Genomic DNA, 23,726 nt, shown 5'->3' on the forward strand with positions numbered 1-23,726 from the left:
AATATTTTACTTGCCTTGTCCACCACCTGTCCGCACCCTATTCCCCTATTCCCCTATTCCCCTATTCCCCTATTCCCCTATTCCCCTATTCCCTTACTGCCCTACGGCCCCTCACTTCCTGTTGACACTCGGCACAGGTCCGATTATTTAATGCAAATAGTTTGCAACTGCATAAACACCCAAGGCATTGATTATGGCACCCCATGGAGCAGGCCCCTCCGGCGCTGGTGAAGTAACATTTGAAGGCTGGCGACGTGATCGCGGCGAAGCATCCATGTCCGATGTCCACCGCTCTATCAGGGTCAATCGTTCCGGTTCGAAATTTCGCCGCGCACTTTCCTTTTTCGGTCCCGGCTATCTGGTAGCCGTTGGCTATATGGACCCCGGCAATTGGGCCACCTCGCTCGCTGGCGGTTCCCGTTTCGGCTACACGCTGCTGTCCGTTGTTCTGCTGTCCAATCTTATGGCCGTGCTCCTGCAGGCGCTCTGTGCGCGCCTTGCCGTCGCCACGGGACGAGATTTAGCGCAGGCCTGTCGCGATGCCTATCCGCGTTTCCTTGCCTGGCCTCTCTGGCTTCTGGCCGAACTTGCGATTTGCGCCACCGATCTGGCGGAAGTCATCGGCACAGCCATCGGCCTCAACCTGCTTTTCGGCATTCCCTTGGAAATCGGTGTGATCATCACCGCCGCCGATGTGCTTCTCGTTCTTTATCTCCAGAACAAGGGCTTCCGGCGTGTCGAGGCGCTCATCATCACCCTTCTGGGCGTGATCGCGCTCTGCTTCCTCATCCAGATTCTGATGGCACAGCCACAATGGGGCGCTGTCATCAAGGGATTTGCACCGACGACCGATATCATCCGCAATCCGGACATGCTCTATATTGCGCTTGGCATTATTGGCGCCACGGTCATGCCGCATAATCTCTATCTGCATTCCGGCATCATCCAGACACGCGATTATGGCCACACGACCGCTGAAAAGCGCGAGGCCATACGCTTTGCGACATGGGATTCCACCATTGCGCTGACATTCGCGCTGCTGGTCAATGCGTCGATCCTGATTCTGGCTGCTGCAAGTTTCAACGCCACCGGCAATACTGCGGTCGAAGATCTCGACAAGGCCCATGCTCTTTTGAACCCGCTGCTGGGATCAGCCCTTGCGCCAACGCTTTTTGCGATTGCGCTTCTGTGCTGTGGCCTGAACTCGACCATTACCGCGACGATGGCCGGACAGATCGTCATGGAAGGCTTCATCGATATTCGCCTGAAGCCGTGGCTGCGCCGTGCGATAACCCGCTTCGTGGCCATTGTTCCCGCTGCCGTCGTGACGATCATGTACGGTTCGCAGGGAACGACAGAGCTTCTGATCCTGTCTCAGGTCGTGTTGAGCCTTCAGCTACCCTTTGCCGTCATTCCACTCGTGATGTTCACGGCGGAGAAAAAGAAGATGGGATCGCTGGTCGCGCCGCGCTGGGTGACGTTGCTTGCTGCCATCACCGCTGCAATCATCGTCGTGCTGAATATGAAGCTGATCTACGATTTCCTGTCCGGCGTGCCAATTTAAGCCCCTCCCGAGGCTTTTCGAATGGGCGGCTCCGTATCTCGAAGCCGCCCATTCTTTTACTTCACCGCCGCATTGCCGCCATCAGCGTAAAGCGCCGAACCCGCGACAAAACTCGACATCGGGCCTGCCAGAAACAGCGCGGCCTGAGCGATTTCTTCGGGCTGGGCGATCCGTTTCATCGCATGCAGGCCTGCGGCCCATTCCTTGTGCTTTTCATCTCCGCCCATCGGCGTATCGACACCACCCGGCAAGAGCGCATTTGCCCGGATACCACGGGCGCCGTAATCGGCGGTTATGCCCTTCACCATACCCATGAGGGCTGCCTTCGAGGTTCCGTAAACCGACATACCCGGAATGCCGACGCTCGTGCCGACAAATGTCGAGGTGAAGACAATCGAGCCCCCACCCCTTTCAAGCATCAGCGGAATTTGTGATCTCGCTCCCATAAACGCCGAGGTCAGATTACCTGCCAGCACCCCCGCCCAATCATCGGGCGCGATTTCGGCAAGCGGCGCGACAGGGCCGACCGTGCCAGCATTGTTGACGGCTATATCAAGGCCGCCGAATTTATCCTTCGCTGCCGCAGCAAGTGCCTCATGCGTTTCAGCTTCCGACACATCGCCGGCAACACAATGCGCCTTTCCGCCAAACGCTGCGATCTCCTCCGCAACACGTTCGAGACCGGCAAGTCCGCGAGCATTCAGCACAATGGCTGCGCCCTCTCTGGCAAAAAGCAATGCAGTAGCGCGTCCTATTCCCGACGATGCACCGGTGATGATTGCGACCTTGTCTTTCAAGCTGGACATATTGAGCCTCCATGATTTCGTGGAGGCCCCAATTAGTGTCCCTGCCGCCAAGCAACTATCCGTTTCTTGCGCTCGAATGCCAAAACGGTTTTTGAGAAAAATTGTCAGTCGGTCTGTAAGCCGGGTTCTGTATGGCCGGGCTTTCGCCCGACGTGGCAGCCATTCATCTGGGACGGATGTCGCCACCCGCCTCGTGCAACCCACCCGGACGGCTGATCCGGAAACCGATTGCCAGCCCTTGCGAGCCAGCGCGCCGTCCCTATTCGGTTTTGCTCCCGATGGGGTTTACCGTGCCGTCTGCATTGCTGCAGACGCGGTGGGCTCTTACCCCACCCTTTCACCCTTACCCCGTCATCCCTGCCGTTTCGTTGCGCAACGGTACGGAAGACGGGGCGGTCTGCTTTCTGTGGCACTTTCCCTGGGGTCGCCCCCGCCGGGCGTTACCCGGCATCGTGTTTCCATGGAGCCCGGACTTTCCTCACCTGCCGCCTTTCGGCACATGACAGGCGCGGCTGCCCGACCGACTGACAGCGCGCATATAGCAACGATAACGGAACAGCGAAACCGGATTCCTGAAAAAATCTGAACACAACCGAAACAGAAAAGCCGACAGTGTCTCCACTGTCGGCTTTCCGTTCACATCTGGCGGCCTGTACTCTACGCGACCGCCGACGTAAATCTGCATTCGCGTCAGAGCGCGCGCATATAGGCCTTGACCGAGCTGCAATACTTCGCAGAGGTCGGGTTCATGCGCGTCGCACCATGACCGGCATTGTACTTCAGGATCGTGCCGCAGGTGCTTCCGCCGCCAAGCTTCTGCGCCTGAGCCAGATACTTCATGCCGAACTGGATATTCGTGGAAGGCTCGTAGAGGCCCTTGGCGGAACCCGTATAGCCGAGGCCGCGTGCGGTCGAGAGCTTGATCTGCATGAGGCCGATTTCACCGGCCTTGCCGCGCACGTTTGGCTGGAAATTGCTTTCGTGACGCACAACTGCGTGGGCAAGTGCGGAAGGCACGCCATAAGTCGATGCATAACGATTGATGATGTTGGAATAGGTGCCGCCCTTGGCGTTACGGACAGTCGTATCTTTCGACTGCGAACGCTTGCCGGTCGAACCCTTTGTGGCCGGTGCCGCACGGCGGCTGACGACCGATGCCTTCTTCGGCGCTTTGGTTGGCTTTTCCGCCTCGGCAGACTTGTTCTGCTGACGTGCCTTGAGGAGAGCTGCGAGGTTGGTCGGTTCAGTTGAAGGGGCACTCAGTGCTGGATTCAGGCCAAACGAACTCATCGCGCCAACAAGGGCGCAAACAACAACAAATTTAATTTTCATAACCTACCGTCTTGGAACGTTTCTTTTGTCAGACCGCCCGTCTTGGGAGAGACAGTCCTGTTTTTGATCCCGCCCGATATGGGTTGTCAGGCCCTTGTCCGCTGGGATTGAGCGATGAAGTGCCGGGCAAATGCAGCCGAAGATTGGTTGTAAAAGTAAAATAGTCTTACAGGTTGTAATATTCCTGATTCACGCAAAAGCCGCCGGAGCGGCTTATAGAAATCGCCGACAACCGGTCTGGATCGATCTATTTTTTTGAAAACATTACAAAAATGCGAAACAACGCTAAATAGAAAAATTGCCCGCTAACACCTGGTCAGGCGGTAACATTCTGCAGGGAAAAAATCAGCCTGTAGAGGGTATCTATGGTAGATACATCGGCCACCCCGTCCACATTTTGTGTCCGAAAATGACGCTGAAAGGCCTTAATCACGGTCTCGGTGCCTTCATCGAAGACACCCGTGATGGCGATCTCATAGCCATAAAGTGCCAGCATGGATTGCAACGCCTCGACCGGCTGGCCGTTTTCGCCACGAGCCAGAAACCGTCCGCCGCGGATCGATGTCGGCTCGATATAGTGCCCGACGCCCGCATCGTGGAGCCGCTTCCACGGGAAGTTATGGCCGGGATCGGTCTTGCGCGAAGGTGCTATATCCGAATGGGCCAGAACATTTTCCGGTTTGATGGCATAACGCTCGCATATATCGCGGCAGAGGCGGATGACAGCATCGATCTGCACATCCTTGAAGGGAGGATAGTCTTCGAGATTGCCGGGATTGACGATTTCGATGCCTATGGAAGCGGAATTGATGTCCGTTTCGCCCTTCCAGTAGCTCTTGCCCGCATGCCAGGCGCGCGCCTTTTCCGAAACCATCTGCACGATCCGTCCGTCTTCATGGACAAGGTAATGCGCAGAAACTTCCATATCCGGCGATTTCAGAACCTGCACAGCCTCTTCGGCAGTCGCCAGCCCGGTATAATGGAGAATGAGAAAGGCCGGCACCTTGCCGTCGCGGCGCGGACCGAAATTGGGCGATGGATCAAGCGTTGCTCCGACAAAATCTGGCCGCTCCAGCGCCAGTTCCTGCAGCAATTCGCTCTCGATTTCGCGCACGCTGCTCATGCAGCCTCCAGATTCTTCTCAATGCTCGCCCAGGCAGCGTTTATCGCTGCAAGACGCCTGTTGGCAATGGTTATGAATTCAAGCGGCAAGCCCTCTGCCACCAGCCGATCGGGATGATGCTCCTTGACCAGCGAACGATAGCGCTTGCGGGCCATCTCGAAGGAAACGCCGCGCTCCAGCCCCAGAATGGCATAGGGATCGTCAGCGCCACGCTGGACATGCCGGATCGCGATACGATCGAAAGCAACCTCGTCAAAGCCGAAAATATCCGCGACACCTGCAAGAAAGGCCATTTCCTTTTCGTGCACATAGCCATCGGCAGTGGCGATATGAAAAAGGCCGTCGAGGATGTCTTCCAGCAAATGACAATCCGTCTGCCCTTCGCTGCACAATCCGGCAAGCTGGCGCGCATAGGATTCATAGCCTGCGACGTCCTGCTTGGCGAGATCATAGAGGCGCGCGACATGCGCCGTCTCTTCCTTCGGCACAGCGAATATATCCTGAAAGGCGCGGATTTCATCCTGGGTAACCACCCCGTCGGCCTTCGCCATCTTGGCGGAAAGCGCGATCATCGCGATGGAAAAGGCCACCCGGCGACGCGTGTCGGCATCGCCCTCGAAAACGGTGCGCACGGCTTCGATAACGCCAGTAATGGCATTCGACGCCACGGACGTGACAAACTCACCAATGCGAACCCAAATCGACATGGGACTTTTCTATAGAATTCCGAATGAACTGAAAACCGCCCATGCAGGCGAAAGTCGAAAAAACAAACATTTAGAAAGAATGTCAGAACATTGGCTTAGATTATTACCATGTTCAGCAACGAACGCTTATTGCTGGGGTTCGCGTTCATCGAAGGAGCTATGTGCGACCGTGGCCGCTGCTTCTCCCGCCGCCTGCGCCTGCTGATCCGTCTGACCGACGGACTTTGCCGCAGCGACCGCATTTGTGCGCGCGCGTTCAATGGCCGCCGCTTTCTCTTCCGGGCTTACCACGCCGGAACTGTCACGGAGCGACTTGACCAGATCGGGGCCTTTTTCCGTGCTGCCATTTTCTGCCGGCTTGGCGGGCTGTGATACAGCGGCGCCCTGCTCGCCGCCATTGGTTGTGGCAGCGGTCTCGTCGTCTCCCTTGCCGCAGGCAGCAAGCGCAACAAGAACAATCGCGGAGATGGAAAACAGGAAGTTACGGTTCATGACAAAAGCCATAACCGAACCGAGCCTGCGTTGAAACACGGAAAACGCAGAATGCCCGTCTTTTCCCGACATGGTTGCTTTAACGTTCATTTTCATCCCGAAGCCATCGGCCGAAGCCATCGGCCGAAGCCTATTGGCACGAATGGCGACCCGGAGCCCGGATCGCCACCCGCTTGCAAATGCATCACGATTTCCCAACCTTAGTTGGCAGGCGCTGTCCCTGTTCCGGGCGCCGGGGTAGCCGGTGCCGGAGTTGCTGGAGCTGGCGTTGCTGGAGCTGGCGTCGTCGTCGTGTCATTGGTCGAAGGCGCTGCCGGCGCGGATGGTGCCGGTGCGTTGCTCGTGTCGTCCTTCTTGTCGTTGCAAGCTGCAAGGCCGAGAAGTGATACGGCGGCGACAGAAGCAATCAGAAACTTCTTCACGTTGGCTCTCCTTCCTAGATCAGGCTCGTTGGCCTGGTTTCAGGCATTAAATGGCAATATTGCCAAACGCCTCTCTCTGTTTTCTCCGTGCGTGACCGGTTTGTCCGGCCAATCACCTTTACGGTCACTCATCGACACAGAAATCCTGTCGACTGGGACCGTCACACAAGAAAACGGCAACAGCTTGAAAAAGTTCTCTCAAATAGTCTTACTGACCGTAATAAAGCGACAGTATTACAGCCGTATAGCCGCATCCATCAGGTTTAAAAACCCGCAATTAATTCGTCACGCCCCTGTCATTGGACGATGTTTAACTTTGCAAAATCAAAGTCGGGATTCGTGTATTAGGGGAACTTTTGATGCCAGAGCAAGCCGACACAATTCTCAAGCGTGCCGTAACCCAGAACAGCGCCCTCTCCCGGGCGGGCTTTTCCGAAAGGCTGTTTGCGTGGCTGTTCAAAGGGCTGGTCTATCCGCAGATATGGGAAGACCCCGAGGTCGATATGGCGGCTCTGGCCATCGAGCCTGGCCACCGCATCGTCACCATCGCGTCTGGCGGATGCAATGCCATGTCCTACCTGACCGCCGATCCGGCGCGTGTGGAGGCGGTCGATCTCAATCAGGCCCATGTCGCCTTCAACCGGCTGAAACTTGCCGCGGTCAAGAACCTGCCTGACTACGACGCGTTCTACCGCTTCTATGGAAAGGCCGACGACAAGACCAATCTTGCCGCCTACAAGCGCTTCATCCGCCCACATCTCGACGGCGAAAGCCGCGCCTATTGGGAAAAGCGCAAATGGAATGGCCGCCAGCGCATTTCCATTTTCTGGCGCGATCTCTATCGCCACGGCTTGCTCGGCGTCTTCATCGGCATGGGCCATCGTGTGGCGCGACTCTACGGGATCGACCCGCGCGACATATTGAAAGCGCGCACAATCGAAGAACAGCGCAGTTTCTTCGACACGGCGCTCGCACCGCTTTTTGAAAAACGCATGGTGCGCTGGGCCACGGCCCGCAAATCATCCCTTTTTGGGCTGGGCATACCACCACAGCAATATGATGCCCTTGCCACTGCCGGAAACGGCAATATGGCGCTTGTCCTGCGCAGCCGTCTTGAAAAACTCGCTTGCGGCTTTCCTCTCACCGACAATTATTTCGCCTGGCAGGCATTCGGGCGCGGCTATAGCGGCAATGAAGAGACCGGACCGCTCCCGCCCTATCTGTCGCGCACCAATTTCCAAACGGTGCGAGCACGCGCCGATCGTATGACGGTGCAGAACGCGAGCTATACCGACTTCCTCGCTGCCAAGCCTGCCGCATCCGTCGACCGCTACATTCTGCTCGACGCGCAAGACTGGATGAATGACGAGCAGCTCAATGCCCTCTGGAGTGAAATCACCCGCACGGCAGCAGCAAATGCCCGTGTCATTTTCCGCACGGCTGCAGAACCGAGCCTGCTTCCGGGACGGGTGGAACCACAAATTCTGGATCGCTGGGAATATCAGGCGGACACATCCCGCACCCTCCACGACCGCGACCGCTCATCGATCTACGGTGGGTTTCATCTTTATACGCTGAAGGATGCCTGACATGTTGCGCAGCCCATGGAGCATTCAGGGTGTCGACCATGCCAATCTCATGGATCGCGTCTATCGCCGTCAGCGGCACTTCTATGATGCGACCCGCAAATATTATCTTCTGGGTCGCGACCCCATGATCGCAGGACTGTCCGTACCCAGGGAAGGCACAGTTCTGGAAATCGGCTGCGGCACCGGTCGCAATCTGGTGAAGGCTGCGGAAAACTATCCGGATGCGAAACTCTTCGGCATCGATATTTCAGCCGAAATGCTGGATACGGCACGCCGGGCGGCGGAGCGTGCAGGCATTGAAGATCGCGTCCGGCTTGATCGCGCAGATGCAGCCCAGTTCGATGCTGAACGACTGTTCGGGCAAACCGGCTTCGACCGGATTTTCATTTCCTATGCCGTATCGATGATCCCGCAATGGCAGTCGGTCATTCGTGAAAGTATCCGGCATCTCAATACAGGCGGAGAATTGCATATCGTCGATTTTGGCGATCAGGCTCGTCTGCCGCGCTGGTTTGGAAAGGCACTCTTCCAATGGCTGGAATGGTTCCATGTCACACCGCGCAGCGACTTGTTCGCAGTTTGCGATCAGCTTGCGCTGGAACGCAGTGCTGTCGTTGAGAAGCGCATTCTGTATCGCGGCTTTGCCTGGATAGCGGTTGTTCGTTCGACAATGCCGCTCTCTGCCACAGATTAGCGCCAAACTTGCCCGCCAGACTGGTGACGTCCGCCTCCGGATCGCGTAACCGTTAGAGGACTGATTCGCGACACGGAACCACTATATGAACCGTCTGGCCGGCTACAGCATACTCGCCCTCGGCGCTTTCATTCTTTCCGCCTGCACCACGGTGGATTACGACTTTTCCGACGTAAAGAAATCGGGCGGCTCAGTGGCCCGAATTGCCCCGCCCTCCGGCCCTGTGAAGGCGCCGCGCTTCGGGGATCGCGACCCACACGACTGGACTGGCAAAACGCCATGGCACTATCCGATCCACGGTACAGACGTTTCGAAATATCAAACCAACATTGACTGGAGCGCCGTGCGCGCCAGCGGCATTTCCTTCGCCTTCATCAAGGCAACCGAAGGCGGTGACCGCGTCGATGACCGTTTTCAGGAACACTGGAACGGTGCGCGCCAGGCGGGTATCCGACGCAGCGCCTATCATTTCTACTATTTCTGCCGTCCAGCCATCGAACAGGCGCGCTGGTATATCCAGAATGTACCGCGTGACCCCGGCGCGCTTCCGCCCGTTCTCGACATGGAATGGAACCCGCAATCGCCGACCTGCAAGCTGCGCCCCAACGCAGCCGTTGTGCGCAAGGAAATGCGCATCTTCCTGCAAGCGCTGGAAAAGCATTACGGCAAGCGCCCGATCGTTTACACGACAGTCGATTTCTTCGATGACAACGACTTGCGGCGGATGGCTGACTATCCGTTCTGGCTGCGCTCCGTTGCCGGTCATCCGGATGAGAAATACGGCCCGCATCCGTGGACGTTCTGGCAATATACCGGCACCGGCTCCATTCCCGGCATCAAGGGCGACGCCGACATCAATGTCTTCGCCGGCGATGCCAACGCGTGGAAAAAGTGGCTGGAAAGCAACAAAGTTCGTTAACACGGCGCAGTTTGGCAGTTCACACCAAGTTTTGCTTCATTTCCGGTGCTTGTTGGGGCAATAGCTAAAGCAATCCCCGAAAGGGAGCCTTTTGCTCCCAATCTATTAGTGTGAGTTACCAATGAAGTTTTTTGCTTCAGTTATCGCAGCCGCCTTGCTTGCATCGACAGCCATGTCCCATGCTCAGGCTGCCGCGTCTCCCGCGCCCGCTGCGACGCCAACTGAAAACACCGTCAATCTTCCCAAGCCGGAATGCGAGATCGATTACGGCCAGTGGATGGACAATCTGACCAAGGAAGCCCGTGACGCCGGTGTCGGCGAAAAGGGCATCGCCGAATTGCACAAGGCCATGCTTGAGCAAAAGGTGCTTGATCGCGACCGCAAGCAGACTGTTTTCAACCTGACTTTCACCGAATTTTCCAAGCGCCTCATTTCGGAAGCGCGCCTGAAAAAAGGCCGTGAAAATCTGGTCAAATATGCCGATGTCTTCAAGAAGGTCGAAGATACCTATGGCGTTCCGGGGCCAGTCCTTGCCGCGTTCTGGGGGCTTGAAACCGACTATGGTGCCATTCAGGGCGATTTCGACACGCTGAATGCGCTGGTTACCCTCTCCTACGACTGCCGCCGTCCAGATCTGTTCCGCCCGCAGTTGATTGCCCTTCTCAAGCTATTCGATCAGGGCGTCGTCGATGCAGCGACAACCGGCGCATGGGCTGGCGAAATCGGCATGATGCAGCTTCTGCCGAAGGATTATCTTGAACGCGGCGTCGATGGCGACGGCGATGGCAAGGTCGATCTGAAGAACAGCGTTCCCGATGCCATGATGACCGCAGGCCGCATGATTTCGGAACTCGGCTGGAAGCGTGGCCAGCCCTGGCTGGAGGAAGTTCGCCTGACCAAGGATCTGCCTTGGGAAGAAGCGATCCGCACCAATCGCAAGCCGCATTCATGGTGGGCTGAGCAGGGTGTGATGGGCCTCAATGGTCCGCTCGGCGCAGACGATGGCGATGCCTCGCTTTTGCTGCCGCTTGGTCGCAAGGGACCGGCTTTCCTGTCTTATCCCAACTTCGACGTATTCGTGGAATGGAACAAGTCCATCGTCTACGCCACAACCGCCGCTTATTTCGCGACCCGCCTCGCTGGCGCGCCAGCCTTTGATCCGGGCAATCCGGTTCCGGGCCTGACGCAGGAACAGCTTAAGGAGCTCCAGACCAAGCTTCAGGCTCGCGGTTACGACATGGGCGAAAAGATCGACGGTGTGTTCGGTCTGCTGACCCGCGATGCCGTGCGCGCTGAACAGATGCGCCTCGGAATGCCTGCCGATTCATGGCCGACACAGGAGCTTCTTGATAAGCTCTGACATTCGACAAGGCGCGGTTCAAAAGCCGCGCCTTTTCCTTTCCTGAAATGAAATGCGCCTCATGCTCACCACCCTGATCGTCGTTCTGCCCGTATTTGCGTTGATTTTCTCCGGGTGGGGTGCCTTCAAGCTGAAAATACTCGGGCCCCATGCGATAGCGGAGCTGAACCGTTTCGTCGTCTATCTGGCGCTGCCCGCCCTTCTCTTCGACATCATGGCCAATACCCATGGCAGCGAGTTGTGGCAGCCAGGTTTCATCGCAGTGTTTCTGCTTTCAAGCGCCATTGCTTTCGTCTTGCCCTTTCTGGTGCGGCTGCGCGGAAAACTGCCTCTGGCGGATACTGCGCTTGACGGCCTGAACGCCGCCTATCCGAATACCGGCTATATGGGCATTCCGCTTTCGATGATCGCCTTCGGGTCAGGCGTTTTGGCAGCGACCACCATTTCGATCATCATCACCGTCTGCGTTACTTTTGCTTTTGCGATCGTGCTGATCGAAATCGGCCTGCAGACAGAAAAGAAGCCGCTTCGTCTCATCTGGAAGGTCATACGGTCCCTGATCCGTAATCCACTGCTTGTCGCTCCAGCACTTGGTGCCGTGGTGTCCTTTCTGGGGTTAGCCATCCCGGCCCCGGCGGAAACCTTCCTGAAGATGCTGGGTGGCGCCGCATCTCCTTGCGCACTGGTAGCGCTTGGCCTGTTCCTCGCCCAGCCCCGCAGGATCGAACGCGAAAGCGTCAATGCCATCGCTTTTCTCGTTTCGGTGAAGCTCATCGTCCAGCCGCTCGCGACTTGGCTGCTGGCGGTCTATGTATTCGGACTGCCTCCCCTCCTCGCACAAAGCGCTGCCCTTCTTGCAGCACTTCCGACCGGCACAGGTCCCTTCATGCTGGCCGAGCATTATCGTCGCGAGGCGGCCATAACCTCCAACGTCATCCTCTACTCGACAGTGATATCTATCCTCACCTTGTCGGCATATTTGGCGCTAATTCGCTAAAAAGCGCAAAAAACATCGCCAAAAGCCGGTGGCAACTACGGCGAAAACAGTACCAAACGTGGCAGTTCGGTGTCTTTTTCATGAAATGTGAACAAATTTTTCTAGTCAAATATTTCAATAGTTTAGGTGGTAAACGATAGGTTTATTTCTCCATCACGCCAGATTGCAGCACGAAATCTTCTTTTGTTCGAGACGTTTTGCGCTTAGATTCCAGCTTCCTACCAGCGCGCGTCCGGTCACCCGGGCGCATATGAAGGAGACAGACCAATGGGACTTACGCGATCTTTGAATGTCCTCATGATCTGTGCGGCATTTGCATTTGTTGCAGCGTTGATAGCAGGCGTCATCCCTTAGGGGAATTAGCCTAAACCATTACGGCGGCTTCGGTTCTGAGGATAGGCCGACCCGCACGAAAACAAGAAAGCCCGGTGTCACCGCCGGGCTTTCTCTATTTTAGGCAACCTCCAGAGCTGCTTCCGTCTTCGGCCTGATGCCGATCATATGACAGATCGCAAAGGGCAGATCGGCGCGATTCATCGTGTAGAAATGGAAATCCTGCACGCCGCGCTCGATCAAATCCATCACCTGCTCAGCGGCAATTGCCGCGGCTACGAGCTGATGCGTCTGCGGATCGTTGTCCAGTCCTTCAAAGCGCTCCGCCAGCCAGCTCGGAATATGCGTCGCCGACCGTGCGCAGAAATTTTTGACCTGCTTGAAATTATGCACCGGTAAAACACCAGGAACAATCGGAATATAGATACCCGCACGGCGAACGCGCTCGACATAACGCTCGTAAAGGTCGTTCTCGAAGAAGAACTGGGTTATGGCGCGCGTCGCACCATTATCGACCTTGCGCTTCAGCATATCGATATCGGTCGCAAAATCCGGGCTTTCCGGATGTTTTTCCGGATAGGCGGAAACTGAAATGTCGAAATCCGCGATATTGCGCAAACCGGAAACCAGTTCGGCGCCGTTCTGATAGCCGCCCGGCGTCGGTACATATTTTTCGCCGATACCGGCAGCCGGGTCGCCGCGCAATGCCACGAAGCGGTTGACACCAAGAGCTGCGAACTCACGCACGACGCGGTCGACTTCCTCGCGTGTCGCATCCACGCAGGTCAGATGCGCTGCTGGCTTGACGTCGGTTTCCTTGAGGATGCGCGCCACGGTACGCGCCGTACGTTCACGCGTAGAACCGCCAGCACCATAGGTCACGGAGACAAATTCGGGTTGCAGCGGAGCGAGCCGTGTCACCGTATCCCAGAGACGCTGTTCCATTTCCTCCGACTTGGGCGGGAAGAATTCGAACGATACCCGGGTGGTCTGGCCAATATCCGGTCGGCGGGAAAGACCGTAAAAACCCATCAAACTGTCTCCGTCATGCTCATTATCTGTTTTTGTCGCATTGTCTTTATCCCAAAACCGGTTCCCATTTTTGGGAGACATGCGAAGCCGGATCGGCGATAAGAAGGCGTGGATCGCGGGCAAGCCACAGCTTCACTGTCAGGCCTTCCTCTCCATTGGCCGCCTTCGGCTCCAGTTCCAGTGTCTTTTCCGGCTCAAGACCGGCATCTCTCATCCAGCCCAGCATCTGCTCGTCGCTGAATCCAAGCCGCAAATGGGCGTGTTCCTCACGCAGAAATTCGAGCTTGTGCGGCGCAAAATCGACGATCAGCAACCGTCCGCTGGGGCGCAAAGCCCGCGCCGCTTCACGAATGGCCGCAAGCGGATCATCAAGGAAGTGCAGAACCTGATGAATAGTCACCAGATCGAAGCTCTCGCGCTCCACAGGCAGCGCATAAACATCGCCCTGGCGAACCTGCGCATTGCCGATGGCTGCAAGGTCGAGATTGGCTCGCGCCACAGACAGCATGTCACGATTGATGTCGATGCCGACACCCCGAAGGTAAAGCGGCGCAAAAAGCTCCAGTAACCGTCCAGTGCCGGTGCCGACATCGAGCATCGCCTGAAACGGCTTGTCACCGACAACCTTCTTGAGGGCCACTTCGACCGCATTCTCGGAAACATGCAGCCTGCGAATCTGATCCCAACTCCCGGCATTGGCGCTGAAATAGGCGGCAGCCTTTTCCTGACGGCTGGACTTCACCTGCGAAAGCCGTTCCATATCACGTTCAACCAGCGCATCCGCCTTGTCGAGGCGGGCCAGAAGCCCACGCGCAAGATCGCCGCTGATCGCATTGTCTGCGAGACGGAAATAGGCCCACGCGCCTTCCTGATAGCGATCAATAAGATCGGCTTCTCCGAGCAGCTTCAGATGGCGCGAAACGCGCGGCTGGGATTGCCCCAAAATGGTTGTCAGGTCGGAGACGGTGAGATCACCGCGCGAAAGAAGCGCCAGAATACGCAAGCGGCTCGGCTCAGCCACCGCCTTCAGCACATCTACCATCAGATCGAGTTGCAGTTGCAAACCGGTCATGCCTTCCGCTCTTTGTTGATCCATAGCCTCATTTACGGCCCATCACGGTAATCCGTAAAGATATAAAGATATGTTTATATGGAAAGCAATTCCTGCGCAAGTGATTTTCGTGGCACAATGAGTCAGACGAAGGATTCGCCTCAATAACTGACTGTAAGGATAAGCCATGCGTGCAGGCACAATGCGCCAGAAGGCAATCGCCAAATCGCTGACGCTCCTGCTTCCGGCAGTACCCTATTCGGATTCAGAACCGATCCGCGCTGCGGCGCTCAGCCCCCATATGAAGACGTTGCCGCCGTCTACTGCCGTGTGGCTGGCGACAGTCGCGCATGTGCGCCACATGCATACTGATTACGATGCACTGCGGGATGATGGATATGACAAGGATTCAGCGCGCTTCTTTGTGCTGGACGCGATCAACGCCAAGCTGACCGAATGGCGCGCGACACGCCTTCTGTCGCCCGAAGATGACGAAGTGGTATATTAATACCACTTCGATTATCAATGAATAGAACAGATCATTAAACGTCTGCGTAGTTTTTGGCGGTCAAGCGGATTCTATCGGCCAGATCATAGATTTCATCAAGACTATCAATCTTGATGCGCTCTTCTTTTTCGCTGTCGAAAAGACCGATGTACTTCACGCTTCGGTTGAACCAAAGCCGCACGAGTGGCTTTCTATTATTATTGTCAACCAAGATACCACAGTAACTTTTTTGATCTCGTATAACAACTCGAGAAGGCTTTAAAATATCTCGCACTATCGCCCGAACCACCATGAAACCTTCTGTTTCTTCCTCCGTGGTAACAATCTCTTCCTCAAGTTCATCGCTGATAGCTAATTCAGAAACCTGCGTCTCCGCTAAAGCATTGGATAATCTCGACTGCACTGATTCTCGAACAATTTCACGGAATGCCGCCTTCACCATCGGCGTAAATTGCTCTTTTACCTGCACAGTAAAGCGTCCAGAATAGAGTCCATTAGTTACCATCCTAATGAATTCTTCAGGAGGCTCCTCCATAACTTGATTAATTTCCTTTTTAATTGCTGATGTATATTTCAACCGGTGAGCAGACTGCAAAATACCGTCGACATTAAATTCTGATTTGGCAAACTTTTTCAGTTCAGAAATCAGTTGCCCTTGAATATCCGAAAGATCGAATGTCAAGAATGGACGTTCATCCAGCTTATTGGGAGCAACCAGATCACTATGGAAATGAAAAGTCCTACCATTGGTGAGAATTGCAAACTTAGCATTCGTCACAGAAAAGTAGCGATAAAGCTGCGCTAAATGAACCTTATCGAGAAGTGTTGTGATGGGCTTACATTCAATTAGAATGCGAATCTCATTGTCAATCTTGATTGCATAATCGACCTTCTCACCCTTTTTTCCAACAGCATCAGCAGTAAACTCTGGCACGACCTCCTCTGGATTGAAAACGTCATAATCCAAAGCTGCCAGAAATGGTAAAACGATGGCAGTCTTGATTGCTTCCTCAGTGACCATTGCACTGGAATGGGTCTTGATGCGTTCTGAAAGAACGCGAAGTTTTTCTTCTACGCTCATGCTTAACCCCGCCCCTTTTTGCACAACTCCAAGATGACAGAAGGAACAGGAAAGGCAACACCCCATGCGAGAAGTGTATTTATTTAGAAATATCTAAAGTAGAAGAATGCAAGTGAACGCCGCCCGGAGGCGGCGTTTGATACGCGATAGAACACCGGCTACTCGGTGCCGTGGCCTTGCAGATAGCCGTGTTCGCGCGGGTTCGGCATGACAAGGCTGACGACGAAGACAATCACCATCATCACGGTCACATACCAGAAGAAGCCGCTTTCCATGCCCTGCTGCTTGAACCAGAGCGCCACATATTCAGCGGTGCCCCCGAAGATCGCATTGGCGATGGCATAGGAAAAGCCGACACCCAGCGCCCGCACTTCCGCCGGAAACAGCTCTGCCTTCACGATACCGCTGATCGAGGTGTACATACTGACAACCGCCAGAGCGATCACGATATAGATGAATGCCCAGGTCGAGCTCTGCACCGAACCGATCAGCGTCATGAGTGGAATTGTTGTCAGGATCGAAATGCCGCCAAAGCCGATCATCATCGTCTTGCGGCCTATCTTGTCGGACAATGCCCCGAAAAGCGGCTGCATCAACATATAGGCCAACAGCACGAAGGTCATTGTTTCGCTGGCCGTTTCCTTGCTCATGCCAGCGGTGTTGACCAGATATTTCTGCATATAGGTGGTGAAGGTATAGAAGGCGAGCGAACCGCCAGCCGTGAAGCCGACGACGACAAGGAAGGCCTTGCGATGGTTCTTCCAGATATTGGCGAAGCTGCCTGCCGCCTTGTTGCTGCGGGTTTCTTCCGTCGAGGTTTCATGCAGAGTCCGCCGAAGGAAAAGCGCGACGATGGCCGCTACACCGCCAATGGCGAAAGGAATGCGCCAGCCCCAGGCATGAAGCTCGTCCGATGTCAGGAAGAACTGCAGCACCACAATCACCAGAACAGCAAGCAACTGCCCGCCAATCAGCGTGACATACTGGAACGACGAGAAGAAGCCACGACGCCCGGCCAGCGCCACCTCGCTCATATAGGTAGCGGTGGTGCCATATTCGCCGCCCACGGAAAGGCCCTGCAAGAGGCGCACGATCAACAGCAGGAATGGCGCCAGAACACCGATCGTTTCATAGGTCGGCAAAATGGCGATGGCGAAAGAGCCAAGGCACATCATCGTCACCGAAATCAGCATGGATGTGCGCCGACCAAGCTTGTCGGCAATGCGGCCAAACAGCCAGCCGCCGATGGGGCGCATGAGGAAGCCAGCCGCAAAAATCGCAGCCGCATTCAGCAACTGGCTGGTCTGGTCCTCCGCGGGGAAAAACTGCGATGCGAAATAAAGCGCACCGAAGGAGTAGACGTAAAAATCGTACCACTCCACCAGATTACCCGATGCGCTGGCCACGATGGCAAAGACGCGGCGGCGCGTGTCATGGGCATCATGTGCCGCTTCGACCTCGCCATTGGCGTCAGCATGCATTTCTGCATTGTTCATTCTGAAAACTCCCGATAGCAGGCAGTTCTCAAACAGCCTGCAAGCCGCCGATCCCAAGCAGGGATTACCGAAATCGGCGATTGTTTCACTTCATAAACATAAAACTACGAACCGCGTTTCAACTGGAAAGCAGGCCCGCATTTGAAATGTCCTCCCGGTCGAAATCATACTGTTTGGATCAATCGCGAAGACGCAAAGACGCCTGAAACAGTCCTTGAACCGGCAGCCTCGGCGTTCATTTCCATTGAAAAGTAAAAACGGAGCAAGAGCATCGAAACCGGCCTCCTGAACGAAATCGCAACGGGGATGGCGCGCATCGCGGCGTTGCGATCATGACGGCTCCATATCTAGAGCGGTTTCAGGATGCGGCCAGACCATAGGAACAAAATCGTTTGCATGCAATCTATTCCAATATGAGAAATTGCTAAAAGACATGGTTGTCATTGCCGTGCAATGAACCAGATAAATAACATATTGAAATAATTCAAAAATTATCGATTCTCTCTACACGGGCAATCGATCAATTCCCCGTGTAGAGTGATTTTTCGGGCAATTACTTCTTCTGCACAACTATAAAAATACGCGGGAAACGCAGCAGGACTTTCCCATCGACAGCCGCCGGATAATGCGGCGCAATCCTCGCCTTGTAAGCCTTCAGATAGTCGGCCTGCTCCTGTTCATCGAGCGGATCGAGAAACGGTCGCAATCCTGTCCCCTTCACCCATTCCACAATCGCATCAACGCCATCCAGCGGGTGGTTATAGACCGTGTGCCATATGTCGAGCCGCGCGGCCTGACCGGCGAGCGCGTTATAATATTCCATCACCGGAGGCAAAGGCCCCCTGCCCTTGGTGCCGATCCTGGCGACGAAAGCCTCTGTCTTTGCGACGTCACGCATACCAACATGGGTCTGCTCGCCCATATTGTCAGGCATCTGGACGGCCAGTACCGCGCCGGGACGAAGCAGCGACAAGAGGCGTTTCATCTGCGCGATATGATCCGGCAGCCATTGGAAAACAGCATTGGAGAAGAGGACATCCGTTTCCGCATCCGGCTCATAGCTCGTCACATCGCCGATCGTGAAATCAACCTTCGGCAGGCGGGCCTTGGCCTTTTCGATCATGTCTGGCGAAGTATCGAAGCCGGAAACATCAGCTTCCGGCCAACGCTCGACCAGAAGCTCCGTCGAGTTACCCGGTCCGCAGCCGATATCGACCACCTTGCGCGGCTTATCAACCGGTATCTGGGCGAGAAGATCGCGTGCCGGGCGGCTGCGTTCGTCTTCAAACTTCAGATATTGCTTTGCAGACCAGTCTTTCATCATGCTTCCCTTCATCAAATAAAAAGGCCGGTGCGATGCACCGGCCTTAACTTTAAAGCGCCAAAGGTTCGTTGAGGTTCTGGCTATGGCGAGACGAAAATGGTGAGGTTCGAGAACCGGAGCGGAGCGTACTTTGCGTACGTGAGCACCGGAAGCGCAGAACCACGCCATTTGCAGACCGCCAGAGCCTGAACATCTCGAACCTTACCGTGTGAGCGGCTTGTAGGTCACCCGTTTCGGGTTGACGCTATCCGGTCCAAGACGACGGATCTTGTCGGCTTCATAATCCTCGAAGTTGCCTTCGAACCATTCGACATGGCTGTCGCCTTCGAATGCGAGGATGTGCGTTGCCAGACGGTCGAGGAACATACGATCGTGGCTGATGATAACGGCGCAGCCAGCGAAGTTTTCCAGTGCGTCTTCAAGCGCGCCGAGCGTTTCCGTATCGAGATCGTTGGTCGGTTCGTCGAGCAGCAGAACATTGCCGCCGGACTTCAGCATCTTGGCGAGGTGAACGCGATTGCGCTGGCCGCCGGAAAGATTGCCGACCTTCTGCTGCTGGTCGCCGCCCTTGAAGTTGAACGCACCGCAATAAGCTCTGGAGTTCATTTCAAACTTGCCAAGCTTGATGACGTCATTGCCGCCGGAAATCTCTTCCCAGACAGTCTTGTTGGCGTCCAGCGCGTCGCGGCTCTGGTCGACATAGGAAAGATGAACCGTGTCACCGATGCGAACCGAACCGTTATCCGGCTGTTCCTGCCCCGTCAGCATCTTGAACAGGGTCGATTTACCGGCGCCGTTCGGGCCAATCACACCGACAATGCCACCCGCGGGCAGCTTGAAGTTCAGATCATCGATCAGGAGACGGTCGCCATAGCCTTTCGACAGGCCCTCGACCTCGATGACCACCTGACCGAGGCGCTCGCCGACCGGAATGATGATCTGCGCATCGCCAGGGCGACGCTCTTCCGCACTCTTGACCAGTTCATCATAGGCCTTGATACGCGCCTTGGACTTGGCCTGACGAGCCTTCGGGCTTGCGGATATCCATTCGCGTTCACGCGACAGCGCCTTCTCACGAGCAGCCTCTTCGCGGCCCTCCTGCTGCATGCGCTTGGCCTTGGATTCCAGATAGGCGGAATAATTGCCTTCATAAGGAATGCCGCGACCACGGTCGAGCTCGAGAATCCAGCCCGTCACATTGTCGAGGAAGTAGCGATCATGGGTGATGATCAGCACTGAACCCGGATATTCGCGCAGGTGCTTTTCAAGCCATGCGGTCGTTTCGGCGTCCAAATGGTTGGTCGGTTCGTCGAGAAGCAGCAGGTCAGGCTTCGAAAGCAGAAGCTTGCAAAGTGCCACGCGGCGCTTTTCACCGCCCGAAAGCTTGGTCACGTCGGCATCGCCCGGAGGGCAGCGCAGCGCTTCCATGGCCATTTCGACCTGGCTTTCGAGATCCCAAAGGTTCTGGCTGTCGATGATGTCCTGGAGCTTCGCGCCCTCATCCGCAGTTTCGTCGGAATAGTTCATCATCAGTTCGTTGTAACGGTCGATGATCGCCTTCTTGGCGGCCACACCTTCCATCACATTGCCAAGCACGTCCTTGGAAGGATCGAGTTCCGGTTCCTGGGCAAGATAACCGCAGGTCGCGCCATCGGCCAGCCAGGCTTCACCGGTATATTCCTTGTCGAGACCGGCCATGATCTTGAGAATAGTCGACTTACCGGCGCCGTTCGGGCCGAGAATGCCGATCTTCGCGTCGGGATAGAAGGAGAGATGGATATTCTCCAGAATCTTCTTGTTGCCATAGGCCTTGTTGAGGCCGGACATGTGATAAATGAACTGGCGTGCCATAAAGCGCGTCGTCTCCGCAGGTTGAGAAGCGCGATCGGCCCAATCATTGCCGAACCGCGCGGAAATTGCTGAGTGTCTGAATCAAAAAGCGTCAGGCCGTAGCGAAAATGATGATTTTTGAGAACCGGAGCGCAATGTACATGAGCACCGGAAGCGCAGAAAATCACCATTTGCAGCCAGGCATGGCGACTTTTGGATCAGACACTGACGCGTATGTAGGCCAAATATGCCCCGGACGCAAACGGCAACCCACGAAACGGAAGCAGCCGGAAACGCAAATCAAACTCTGATGAAAACCATAAATAATGAAACCGGGCGCGGATATTTCCGTCACCCGGTTTCCCCTCTGGCCACCGTCCGCGAAAGTTTCCTCCCTTTCATCGGACGGCCTGCAAGTTATGACGTGAAACCCTGTTTGGAACGCCCCTGATTGCCCTTCAAAAACCCTGCCTGCAAAGCTAGATTTGCCCAAGCTTTTGCGCTTTTCAAGCAGAATCTGCACAAAAAACGTAATTGCCTAAAATTCATTCACACCCCGTTCCGATGCCTGTTTAAGCGACGCCGCATCGTAGGAGATTGACTATTTGCACGGCATAAAATCAGATGGCGAAATGACATTCAAAACCATTCATCATCTGACGGCTTCTGACAAACCGGAACTCCCGTTCCGCACCGTCCGCGCCGGGACACCGCGAGGGGTTGTCCAGATATGCCACGGCCTTGCCGAACATTCCGCGCGCTATGAACGCTTCGCGTCCGCCTTGGTCGCAGCGGGCTACCACGTCTATATCCACGACCATCGCGGACACGGCTCCAATATCGGTGCTCATGCGCCAAGGGGAATGTTCGCACAAAAGCAGGGCCATGTTGTGGCTATCGAGGACGTGCGCGCGCTTAACCGGCATATTCACGAAAACCATCCGGGTCTGCCGGTCGTGCTTTTCGGACATTCCATGGGCGGGCTGATCGCACTGAACTATGTGCTGGACTACGCCGATACAGTCGATGCGGCCGCGATCTGGAATGCCAATGTCGATGGTGGCGCGGAAAGCACTGCAGCGCTCGCACTTCTTTATATGGAGCGCATGCTTAAAGGTTCGGACGTTCCGAGCGCCATTCTGCCAAAGATGACTTTCCGCGCCTGGGGCCGGTCCATAAAGGGCCACCGCACGCTATTCGACTGGCTTTCGCACGATCCGGCCGAAGTCGATGCATATGTCGCCGATCCGCTCTGTGGTTTCGATGCCAGCGTGGCGTTATGGATCGACATTTTCCGCATGATCCGCCGGGGCGCAGACGACCGGAACTTTTCCAACATTCCGCGAAACATGCCGTTCAGTCTCGTTGGCGGGGCCGAAGACCCTGCAACGGTGAACGGCGCCGCCGTGCGCAGGCTGGCGGACAGAATGCGGAAAATGGGTTTCGAGCGTGTCCAATGCACGATCCTGCCCGGCACCCGGCACGAGAGCCTCAACGAGATCAACCGGGATGAAGTGACGCAGAATTTTCTGGATTGGCTAGAGGAAGCTCTTCCGTATCGGGCGATGTCCGGCTAGAAAACGGCAGTCAACCGATCAATCGAGCTATTATCCGGGCCAGAACTCACGTTTACTTGAACCGTCTTGGCTTTGCCATCCAATCAATGCTATGGAGCGCGCCTTGCGCGTTATCGGGTTTCCGGGCAGGAAAGCCGAGCTTAAGCAGATAGCGCGAGGAATAAAGGAACACTCCGCTTGGACACACCGACGATTTCTGTGGTTATCCCCTGCCGCAACGAAGCCGACAATCTTGCCTTTTTGCTGGATGAAGTCGATGCCGCTATGCAGGGCCGCGCATACGAAGTCATCGTCGTCGACGACGGTTCGACGGACTCGACCAGCGATGTACTCGCGGGCCGCATTCATGCAGGCAAGCCACTGCGCCATCTGCGCCATGACCGGTCGTCGGGACAGAGCGCGGCTGTGCGTTCCGGCGTTTTCGCAGCACGCGGCAAGATCGTCGTGACCATGGACGGCGACGGACAGAACAACCCCGCCTATCTCCCCGTTCTGGCGGATGCATTGCTAAAGGCCGGGCCGGATTACGGCATTGCTGCCGGACAGCGCCTCAAGCGTACGGATACGAAACTCAAGCAGCTTTCGTCACGCTTTGCCAATAATCTGCGTGGGGCGATCCTCAAGGACAAGACCCGCGATTCCGGCTGCGGCCTGAAAGCGCTGCACACTGACCTGTTCCGGCAACTGCCTTTCTTTGATGGATGGCATCGCTATCTGCCGGCCTTGGCGATCCGCGAAGGTTTCGACGTCGTGCATGTCGATGTGGTCGACCGCGAACGCCGCCACGGCAAATCCAATTACGGCATTCTGGACCGTGGAGTGCGCGGCATTCTGGACCTTTATGGCGTCTGGTGGCTGCGGAAGCGCCGCAAGGTCGTTCCGCGTGTGAGAGAGATCACCCATGACTGATATTTTCAACAGCCTGTCGCAGTGGCTGCACGAGGTCTTCGTGGCGCAATGGGATGGCTGGATCGTGCTGGGCTTCGTCGCTCAGGCCTGTTTCACCATGCGCTTCGTCGTGCAGTGGCTGGCATCCGAAAAGGCAAAGCGCAGCGTCATGCCGGTTGCCTTCTGGTTCTTCTCGCTTTTCGGCGGCGCCTTGCTGCTGATCTATGCGATCCAGCGCAAGGACCCGGTCTTCATCGCCGGGCAAGGGCTTGGCCTCGTCGTCTATATTCGCAATCTCTGGCTCATCGCCAATGAGAAAAAGCGGCTGACCGTCGGGGAGTAAACTCCCCGTCCGTCTAAAGCGCACCCCGAAAAGTGTGAAACGGTCTTCGGAAAAGATGCGCGTAAAAACAAATGATTAGAGCGCGGTTCCGGACGCAAACCGGTTTCCAGTTTTGCTGGAAATGCTCTAGGGCCAAAACCCAATCAGACTCTTGATCATACTGGCACTCCGTGATTCACTCGCTTCTGCAGCGGGAGTTTTGGACCATGGCAGGAGAATTCTGGCTTGATGACCAGCAGTGGGCAATGATTGCGCCAT

22 protein-coding genes and 1 other RNA gene are annotated in these 23,726 nt (G+C 55.8%); 10 read left to right on the forward strand and 13 right to left on the reverse strand.

The genetic code is table 11. The features are described 5' to 3' along the window. Positions 1-193 precede the first annotated feature (193 nt). Positions 194-1,564, forward strand: coding sequence for an Nramp family divalent metal transporter (locus F9K91_RS23820; protein ID WP_061345999.1), 1,371 nt, complete (start codon positions 194-196; stop codon positions 1,562-1,564). 56 nt (positions 1,565-1,620) lie between these two features. Here F9K91_RS23820 and F9K91_RS23825 read toward each other — a convergent pair whose 3' ends face one another. From F9K91_RS23825 to F9K91_RS23855, 7 genes are all read right to left on the reverse strand, one after another. Next, complete coding sequence (locus tag F9K91_RS23825) at positions 1,621-2,370, reverse strand: SDR family oxidoreductase (RefSeq protein ID WP_151678923.1); 750 nt, start codon at positions 2,368-2,370, stop codon at positions 1,621-1,623. Between the two features lie 100 nt (positions 2,371-2,470). Further along, positions 2,471-2,898: RNase P RNA component class A (gene rnpB / locus F9K91_RS23830), an RNA gene on the reverse strand. A 162-nt stretch (positions 2,899-3,060) separates the two neighbouring features. After that, entirely contained in the window at positions 3,061-3,702 is a 642-nt protein-coding gene (locus F9K91_RS23835; protein ID WP_061345997.1) for a lytic transglycosylase domain-containing protein, read from the reverse strand. Between the two features lie 316 nt (positions 3,703-4,018). Further along, positions 4,019-4,825: an N-acetylmuramoyl-L-alanine amidase gene (locus F9K91_RS23840; RefSeq protein ID WP_151678924.1), complete on the reverse strand. Its 807-nt coding sequence runs from the start codon at positions 4,823-4,825 to the stop codon at positions 4,019-4,021. Next, the gene (locus F9K91_RS23845) at positions 4,822-5,532 is read right to left on the reverse strand and encodes a J domain-containing protein (RefSeq protein ID WP_151643893.1); all 711 of its coding nucleotides are present in this window, start codon (positions 5,530-5,532) and stop codon (positions 4,822-4,824) included. Before F9K91_RS23845 ends, F9K91_RS23840 begins: the two co-directional genes overlap by 4 nt. 126 nt (positions 5,533-5,658) lie before the next feature. Then, positions 5,659-6,114: a hypothetical protein gene (locus F9K91_RS23850; protein ID WP_151678925.1), complete on the reverse strand. Its 456-nt coding sequence runs from the start codon at positions 6,112-6,114 to the stop codon at positions 5,659-5,661. 110 nt (positions 6,115-6,224) lie between these two features. Beyond that, the gene (locus F9K91_RS23855; RefSeq protein WP_151678926.1) at positions 6,225-6,446 is read right to left on the reverse strand and encodes a hypothetical protein; all 222 of its coding nucleotides are present in this window, start codon (positions 6,444-6,446) and stop codon (positions 6,225-6,227) included. A gap of 359 nt (positions 6,447-6,805) precedes the next feature. On the opposite strand from F9K91_RS23855, the gene F9K91_RS23860 reads away from it, so the two are divergent. From F9K91_RS23860 to F9K91_RS23880, 5 genes are all read left to right on the forward strand, one after another. Then, positions 6,806-8,035 carry a BtaA family protein gene (locus F9K91_RS23860; RefSeq protein WP_151558331.1) on the forward strand — a complete coding sequence of 410 codons (1,230 nt, stop codon included), beginning with the start codon at positions 6,806-6,808 and terminating at the stop codon, positions 8,033-8,035. 1 nt (position 8,036) lies between these two features. Beyond that, positions 8,037-8,729, forward strand: coding sequence for a class I SAM-dependent methyltransferase (locus tag F9K91_RS23865; RefSeq protein ID WP_151678927.1), 693 nt, complete (start codon positions 8,037-8,039; stop codon positions 8,727-8,729). An 85-nt stretch (positions 8,730-8,814) separates the two neighbouring features. Beyond that, on the forward strand, positions 8,815-9,648 hold the full coding sequence (locus F9K91_RS23870; protein ID WP_151678928.1) for a glycoside hydrolase family 25 protein: 834 nt from the start codon (positions 8,815-8,817) through the stop codon (positions 9,646-9,648). 121 nt (positions 9,649-9,769) lie between these two features. Further along, entirely contained in the window at positions 9,770-11,008 is a 1,239-nt protein-coding gene (locus F9K91_RS23875) for a lytic murein transglycosylase (protein ID WP_061345990.1), read from the forward strand. A gap of 61 nt (positions 11,009-11,069) precedes the next feature. Continuing rightward, complete coding sequence (locus F9K91_RS23880) at positions 11,070-12,005, forward strand: AEC family transporter (protein ID WP_151558325.1); 936 nt, start codon at positions 11,070-11,072, stop codon at positions 12,003-12,005. A 453-nt stretch (positions 12,006-12,458) separates the two neighbouring features. Here F9K91_RS23880 and metF read toward each other — a convergent pair whose 3' ends face one another. Then, on the reverse strand, positions 12,459-13,370 hold the full coding sequence (metF, locus tag F9K91_RS23885) for a methylenetetrahydrofolate reductase [NAD(P)H] (RefSeq protein ID WP_010659708.1): 912 nt from the start codon (positions 13,368-13,370) through the stop codon (positions 12,459-12,461). 46 nt (positions 13,371-13,416) lie between these two features. Next, entirely contained in the window at positions 13,417-14,442 is a 1,026-nt protein-coding gene (locus tag F9K91_RS23890; RefSeq protein WP_151558323.1) for an ArsR/SmtB family transcription factor, read from the reverse strand. 166 nt (positions 14,443-14,608) lie between these two features. On the opposite strand from F9K91_RS23890, the gene F9K91_RS23895 reads away from it, so the two are divergent. Beyond that, positions 14,609-14,929, forward strand: a complete 321-nt coding sequence (locus F9K91_RS23895; RefSeq protein ID WP_151653111.1) for a DUF2293 domain-containing protein — start codon at positions 14,609-14,611, stop codon at positions 14,927-14,929. Positions 14,930-14,963: 34 nt separating this feature from the next. On the opposite strand, the gene F9K91_RS23900 is transcribed toward F9K91_RS23895, so the two are convergent. The 4 genes from F9K91_RS23900 to ettA all read right to left on the reverse strand — a co-directional run bounded on the left by F9K91_RS23900 (position 14,964) and on the right by ettA (position 20,681). Further along, the gene (locus F9K91_RS23900; protein WP_151558319.1) at positions 14,964-16,010 is read right to left on the reverse strand and encodes a type I restriction enzyme HsdR N-terminal domain-containing protein; all 1,047 of its coding nucleotides are present in this window, start codon (positions 16,008-16,010) and stop codon (positions 14,964-14,966) included. 158 nt (positions 16,011-16,168) lie between these two features. Next, the gene (locus tag F9K91_RS23905; protein WP_061345987.1) at positions 16,169-17,506 is read right to left on the reverse strand and encodes an MFS family transporter; all 1,338 of its coding nucleotides are present in this window, start codon (positions 17,504-17,506) and stop codon (positions 16,169-16,171) included. A 553-nt stretch (positions 17,507-18,059) separates the two neighbouring features. Continuing rightward, positions 18,060-18,827 (reverse strand): trans-aconitate 2-methyltransferase, encoded by a 768-nt coding sequence (tam, locus tag F9K91_RS23910; protein ID WP_151678930.1) that lies wholly within the window; start codon positions 18,825-18,827, stop codon positions 18,060-18,062. A 204-nt stretch (positions 18,828-19,031) separates the two neighbouring features. After that, the gene (ettA, locus tag F9K91_RS23915; protein WP_151558317.1) at positions 19,032-20,681 is read right to left on the reverse strand and encodes an energy-dependent translational throttle protein EttA; all 1,650 of its coding nucleotides are present in this window, start codon (positions 20,679-20,681) and stop codon (positions 19,032-19,034) included. A 611-nt stretch (positions 20,682-21,292) separates the two neighbouring features. On the opposite strand from ettA, the gene F9K91_RS23925 reads away from it, so the two are divergent. The 3 genes from F9K91_RS23925 to F9K91_RS23935 all read left to right on the forward strand — a co-directional run bounded on the left by F9K91_RS23925 (position 21,293) and on the right by F9K91_RS23935 (position 23,468). Then, positions 21,293-22,237 carry an alpha/beta hydrolase gene (locus F9K91_RS23925; protein ID WP_151678929.1) on the forward strand — a complete coding sequence of 315 codons (945 nt, stop codon included), beginning with the start codon at positions 21,293-21,295 and terminating at the stop codon, positions 22,235-22,237. A 177-nt stretch (positions 22,238-22,414) separates the two neighbouring features. Further along, complete coding sequence (locus F9K91_RS23930; protein ID WP_010659700.1) at positions 22,415-23,146, forward strand: glycosyltransferase family 2 protein; 732 nt, start codon at positions 22,415-22,417, stop codon at positions 23,144-23,146. After that, on the forward strand, positions 23,139-23,468 hold the full coding sequence (locus F9K91_RS23935; RefSeq protein ID WP_061345984.1) for a lipid-A-disaccharide synthase N-terminal domain-containing protein: 330 nt from the start codon (positions 23,139-23,141) through the stop codon (positions 23,466-23,468). The genes F9K91_RS23930 and F9K91_RS23935 overlap by 8 nt, the downstream gene beginning before the upstream one ends. Positions 23,469-23,726 lie beyond the last annotated feature (258 nt).

This window comes from Brucella tritici, assembly GCF_008932295.1.
Classification (GTDB): domain Bacteria; phylum Pseudomonadota; class Alphaproteobacteria; order Rhizobiales; family Rhizobiaceae; genus Brucella; species Brucella tritici.

Bases quoted from the DNA above. Each gene is read 5' to 3' on its own strand.
- ettA (WP_151558317.1), bottom strand. From the start codon at position 20,681: ATGGCACGCCAGTTCATTTATCACATGTCCGGCCTCAACAAGGCCTAT.
- F9K91_RS23845 (WP_151643893.1), bottom strand. From the start codon at position 5,532: ATGTCGATTTGGGTTCGCATTGGTGAGTTTGTCACGTCCGTGGCGTCG.
- F9K91_RS23870 (WP_151678928.1), top strand. From the start codon at position 8,815: ATGAACCGTCTGGCCGGCTACAGCATACTCGCCCTCGGCGCTTTCATT.
- F9K91_RS23890 (WP_151558323.1), bottom strand. From the start codon at position 14,442: ATGACCGGTTTGCAACTGCAACTCGATCTGATGGTAGATGTGCTGAAG.
- F9K91_RS23865 (WP_151678927.1), top strand. From the start codon at position 8,037: ATGTTGCGCAGCCCATGGAGCATTCAGGGTGTCGACCATGCCAATCTC.
- F9K91_RS23835 (WP_061345997.1), bottom strand. From the start codon at position 3,702: ATGAAAATTAAATTTGTTGTTGTTTGCGCCCTTGTTGGCGCGATGAGT.
- F9K91_RS23820 (WP_061345999.1), top strand. From the start codon at position 194: ATGGCACCCCATGGAGCAGGCCCCTCCGGCGCTGGTGAAGTAACATTT.
- tam (WP_151678930.1), bottom strand. From the start codon at position 18,827: ATGAAAGACTGGTCTGCAAAGCAATATCTGAAGTTTGAAGACGAACGC.
- F9K91_RS23895 (WP_151653111.1), top strand. From the start codon at position 14,609: ATGCGTGCAGGCACAATGCGCCAGAAGGCAATCGCCAAATCGCTGACG.
- F9K91_RS23880 (WP_151558325.1), top strand. From the start codon at position 11,070: ATGCTCACCACCCTGATCGTCGTTCTGCCCGTATTTGCGTTGATTTTC.
- F9K91_RS23905 (WP_061345987.1), bottom strand. From the start codon at position 17,506: ATGAACAATGCAGAAATGCATGCTGACGCCAATGGCGAGGTCGAAGCG.
- F9K91_RS23850 (WP_151678925.1), bottom strand. From the start codon at position 6,114: ATGAACGTTAAAGCAACCATGTCGGGAAAAGACGGGCATTCTGCGTTT.
- F9K91_RS23875 (WP_061345990.1), top strand. From the start codon at position 9,770: ATGAAGTTTTTTGCTTCAGTTATCGCAGCCGCCTTGCTTGCATCGACA.
- F9K91_RS23840 (WP_151678924.1), bottom strand. From the start codon at position 4,825: ATGAGCAGCGTGCGCGAAATCGAGAGCGAATTGCTGCAGGAACTGGCG.
- F9K91_RS23925 (WP_151678929.1), top strand. From the start codon at position 21,293: ATGACATTCAAAACCATTCATCATCTGACGGCTTCTGACAAACCGGAA.
- F9K91_RS23860 (WP_151558331.1), top strand. From the start codon at position 6,806: ATGCCAGAGCAAGCCGACACAATTCTCAAGCGTGCCGTAACCCAGAAC.
- metF (WP_010659708.1), bottom strand. From the start codon at position 13,370: ATGGGTTTTTACGGTCTTTCCCGCCGACCGGATATTGGCCAGACCACC.
- F9K91_RS23825 (WP_151678923.1), bottom strand. From the start codon at position 2,370: ATGTCCAGCTTGAAAGACAAGGTCGCAATCATCACCGGTGCATCGTCG.
- F9K91_RS23900 (WP_151558319.1), bottom strand. From the start codon at position 16,010: ATGAGCGTAGAAGAAAAACTTCGCGTTCTTTCAGAACGCATCAAGACC.
- F9K91_RS23935 (WP_061345984.1), top strand. From the start codon at position 23,139: ATGACTGATATTTTCAACAGCCTGTCGCAGTGGCTGCACGAGGTCTTC.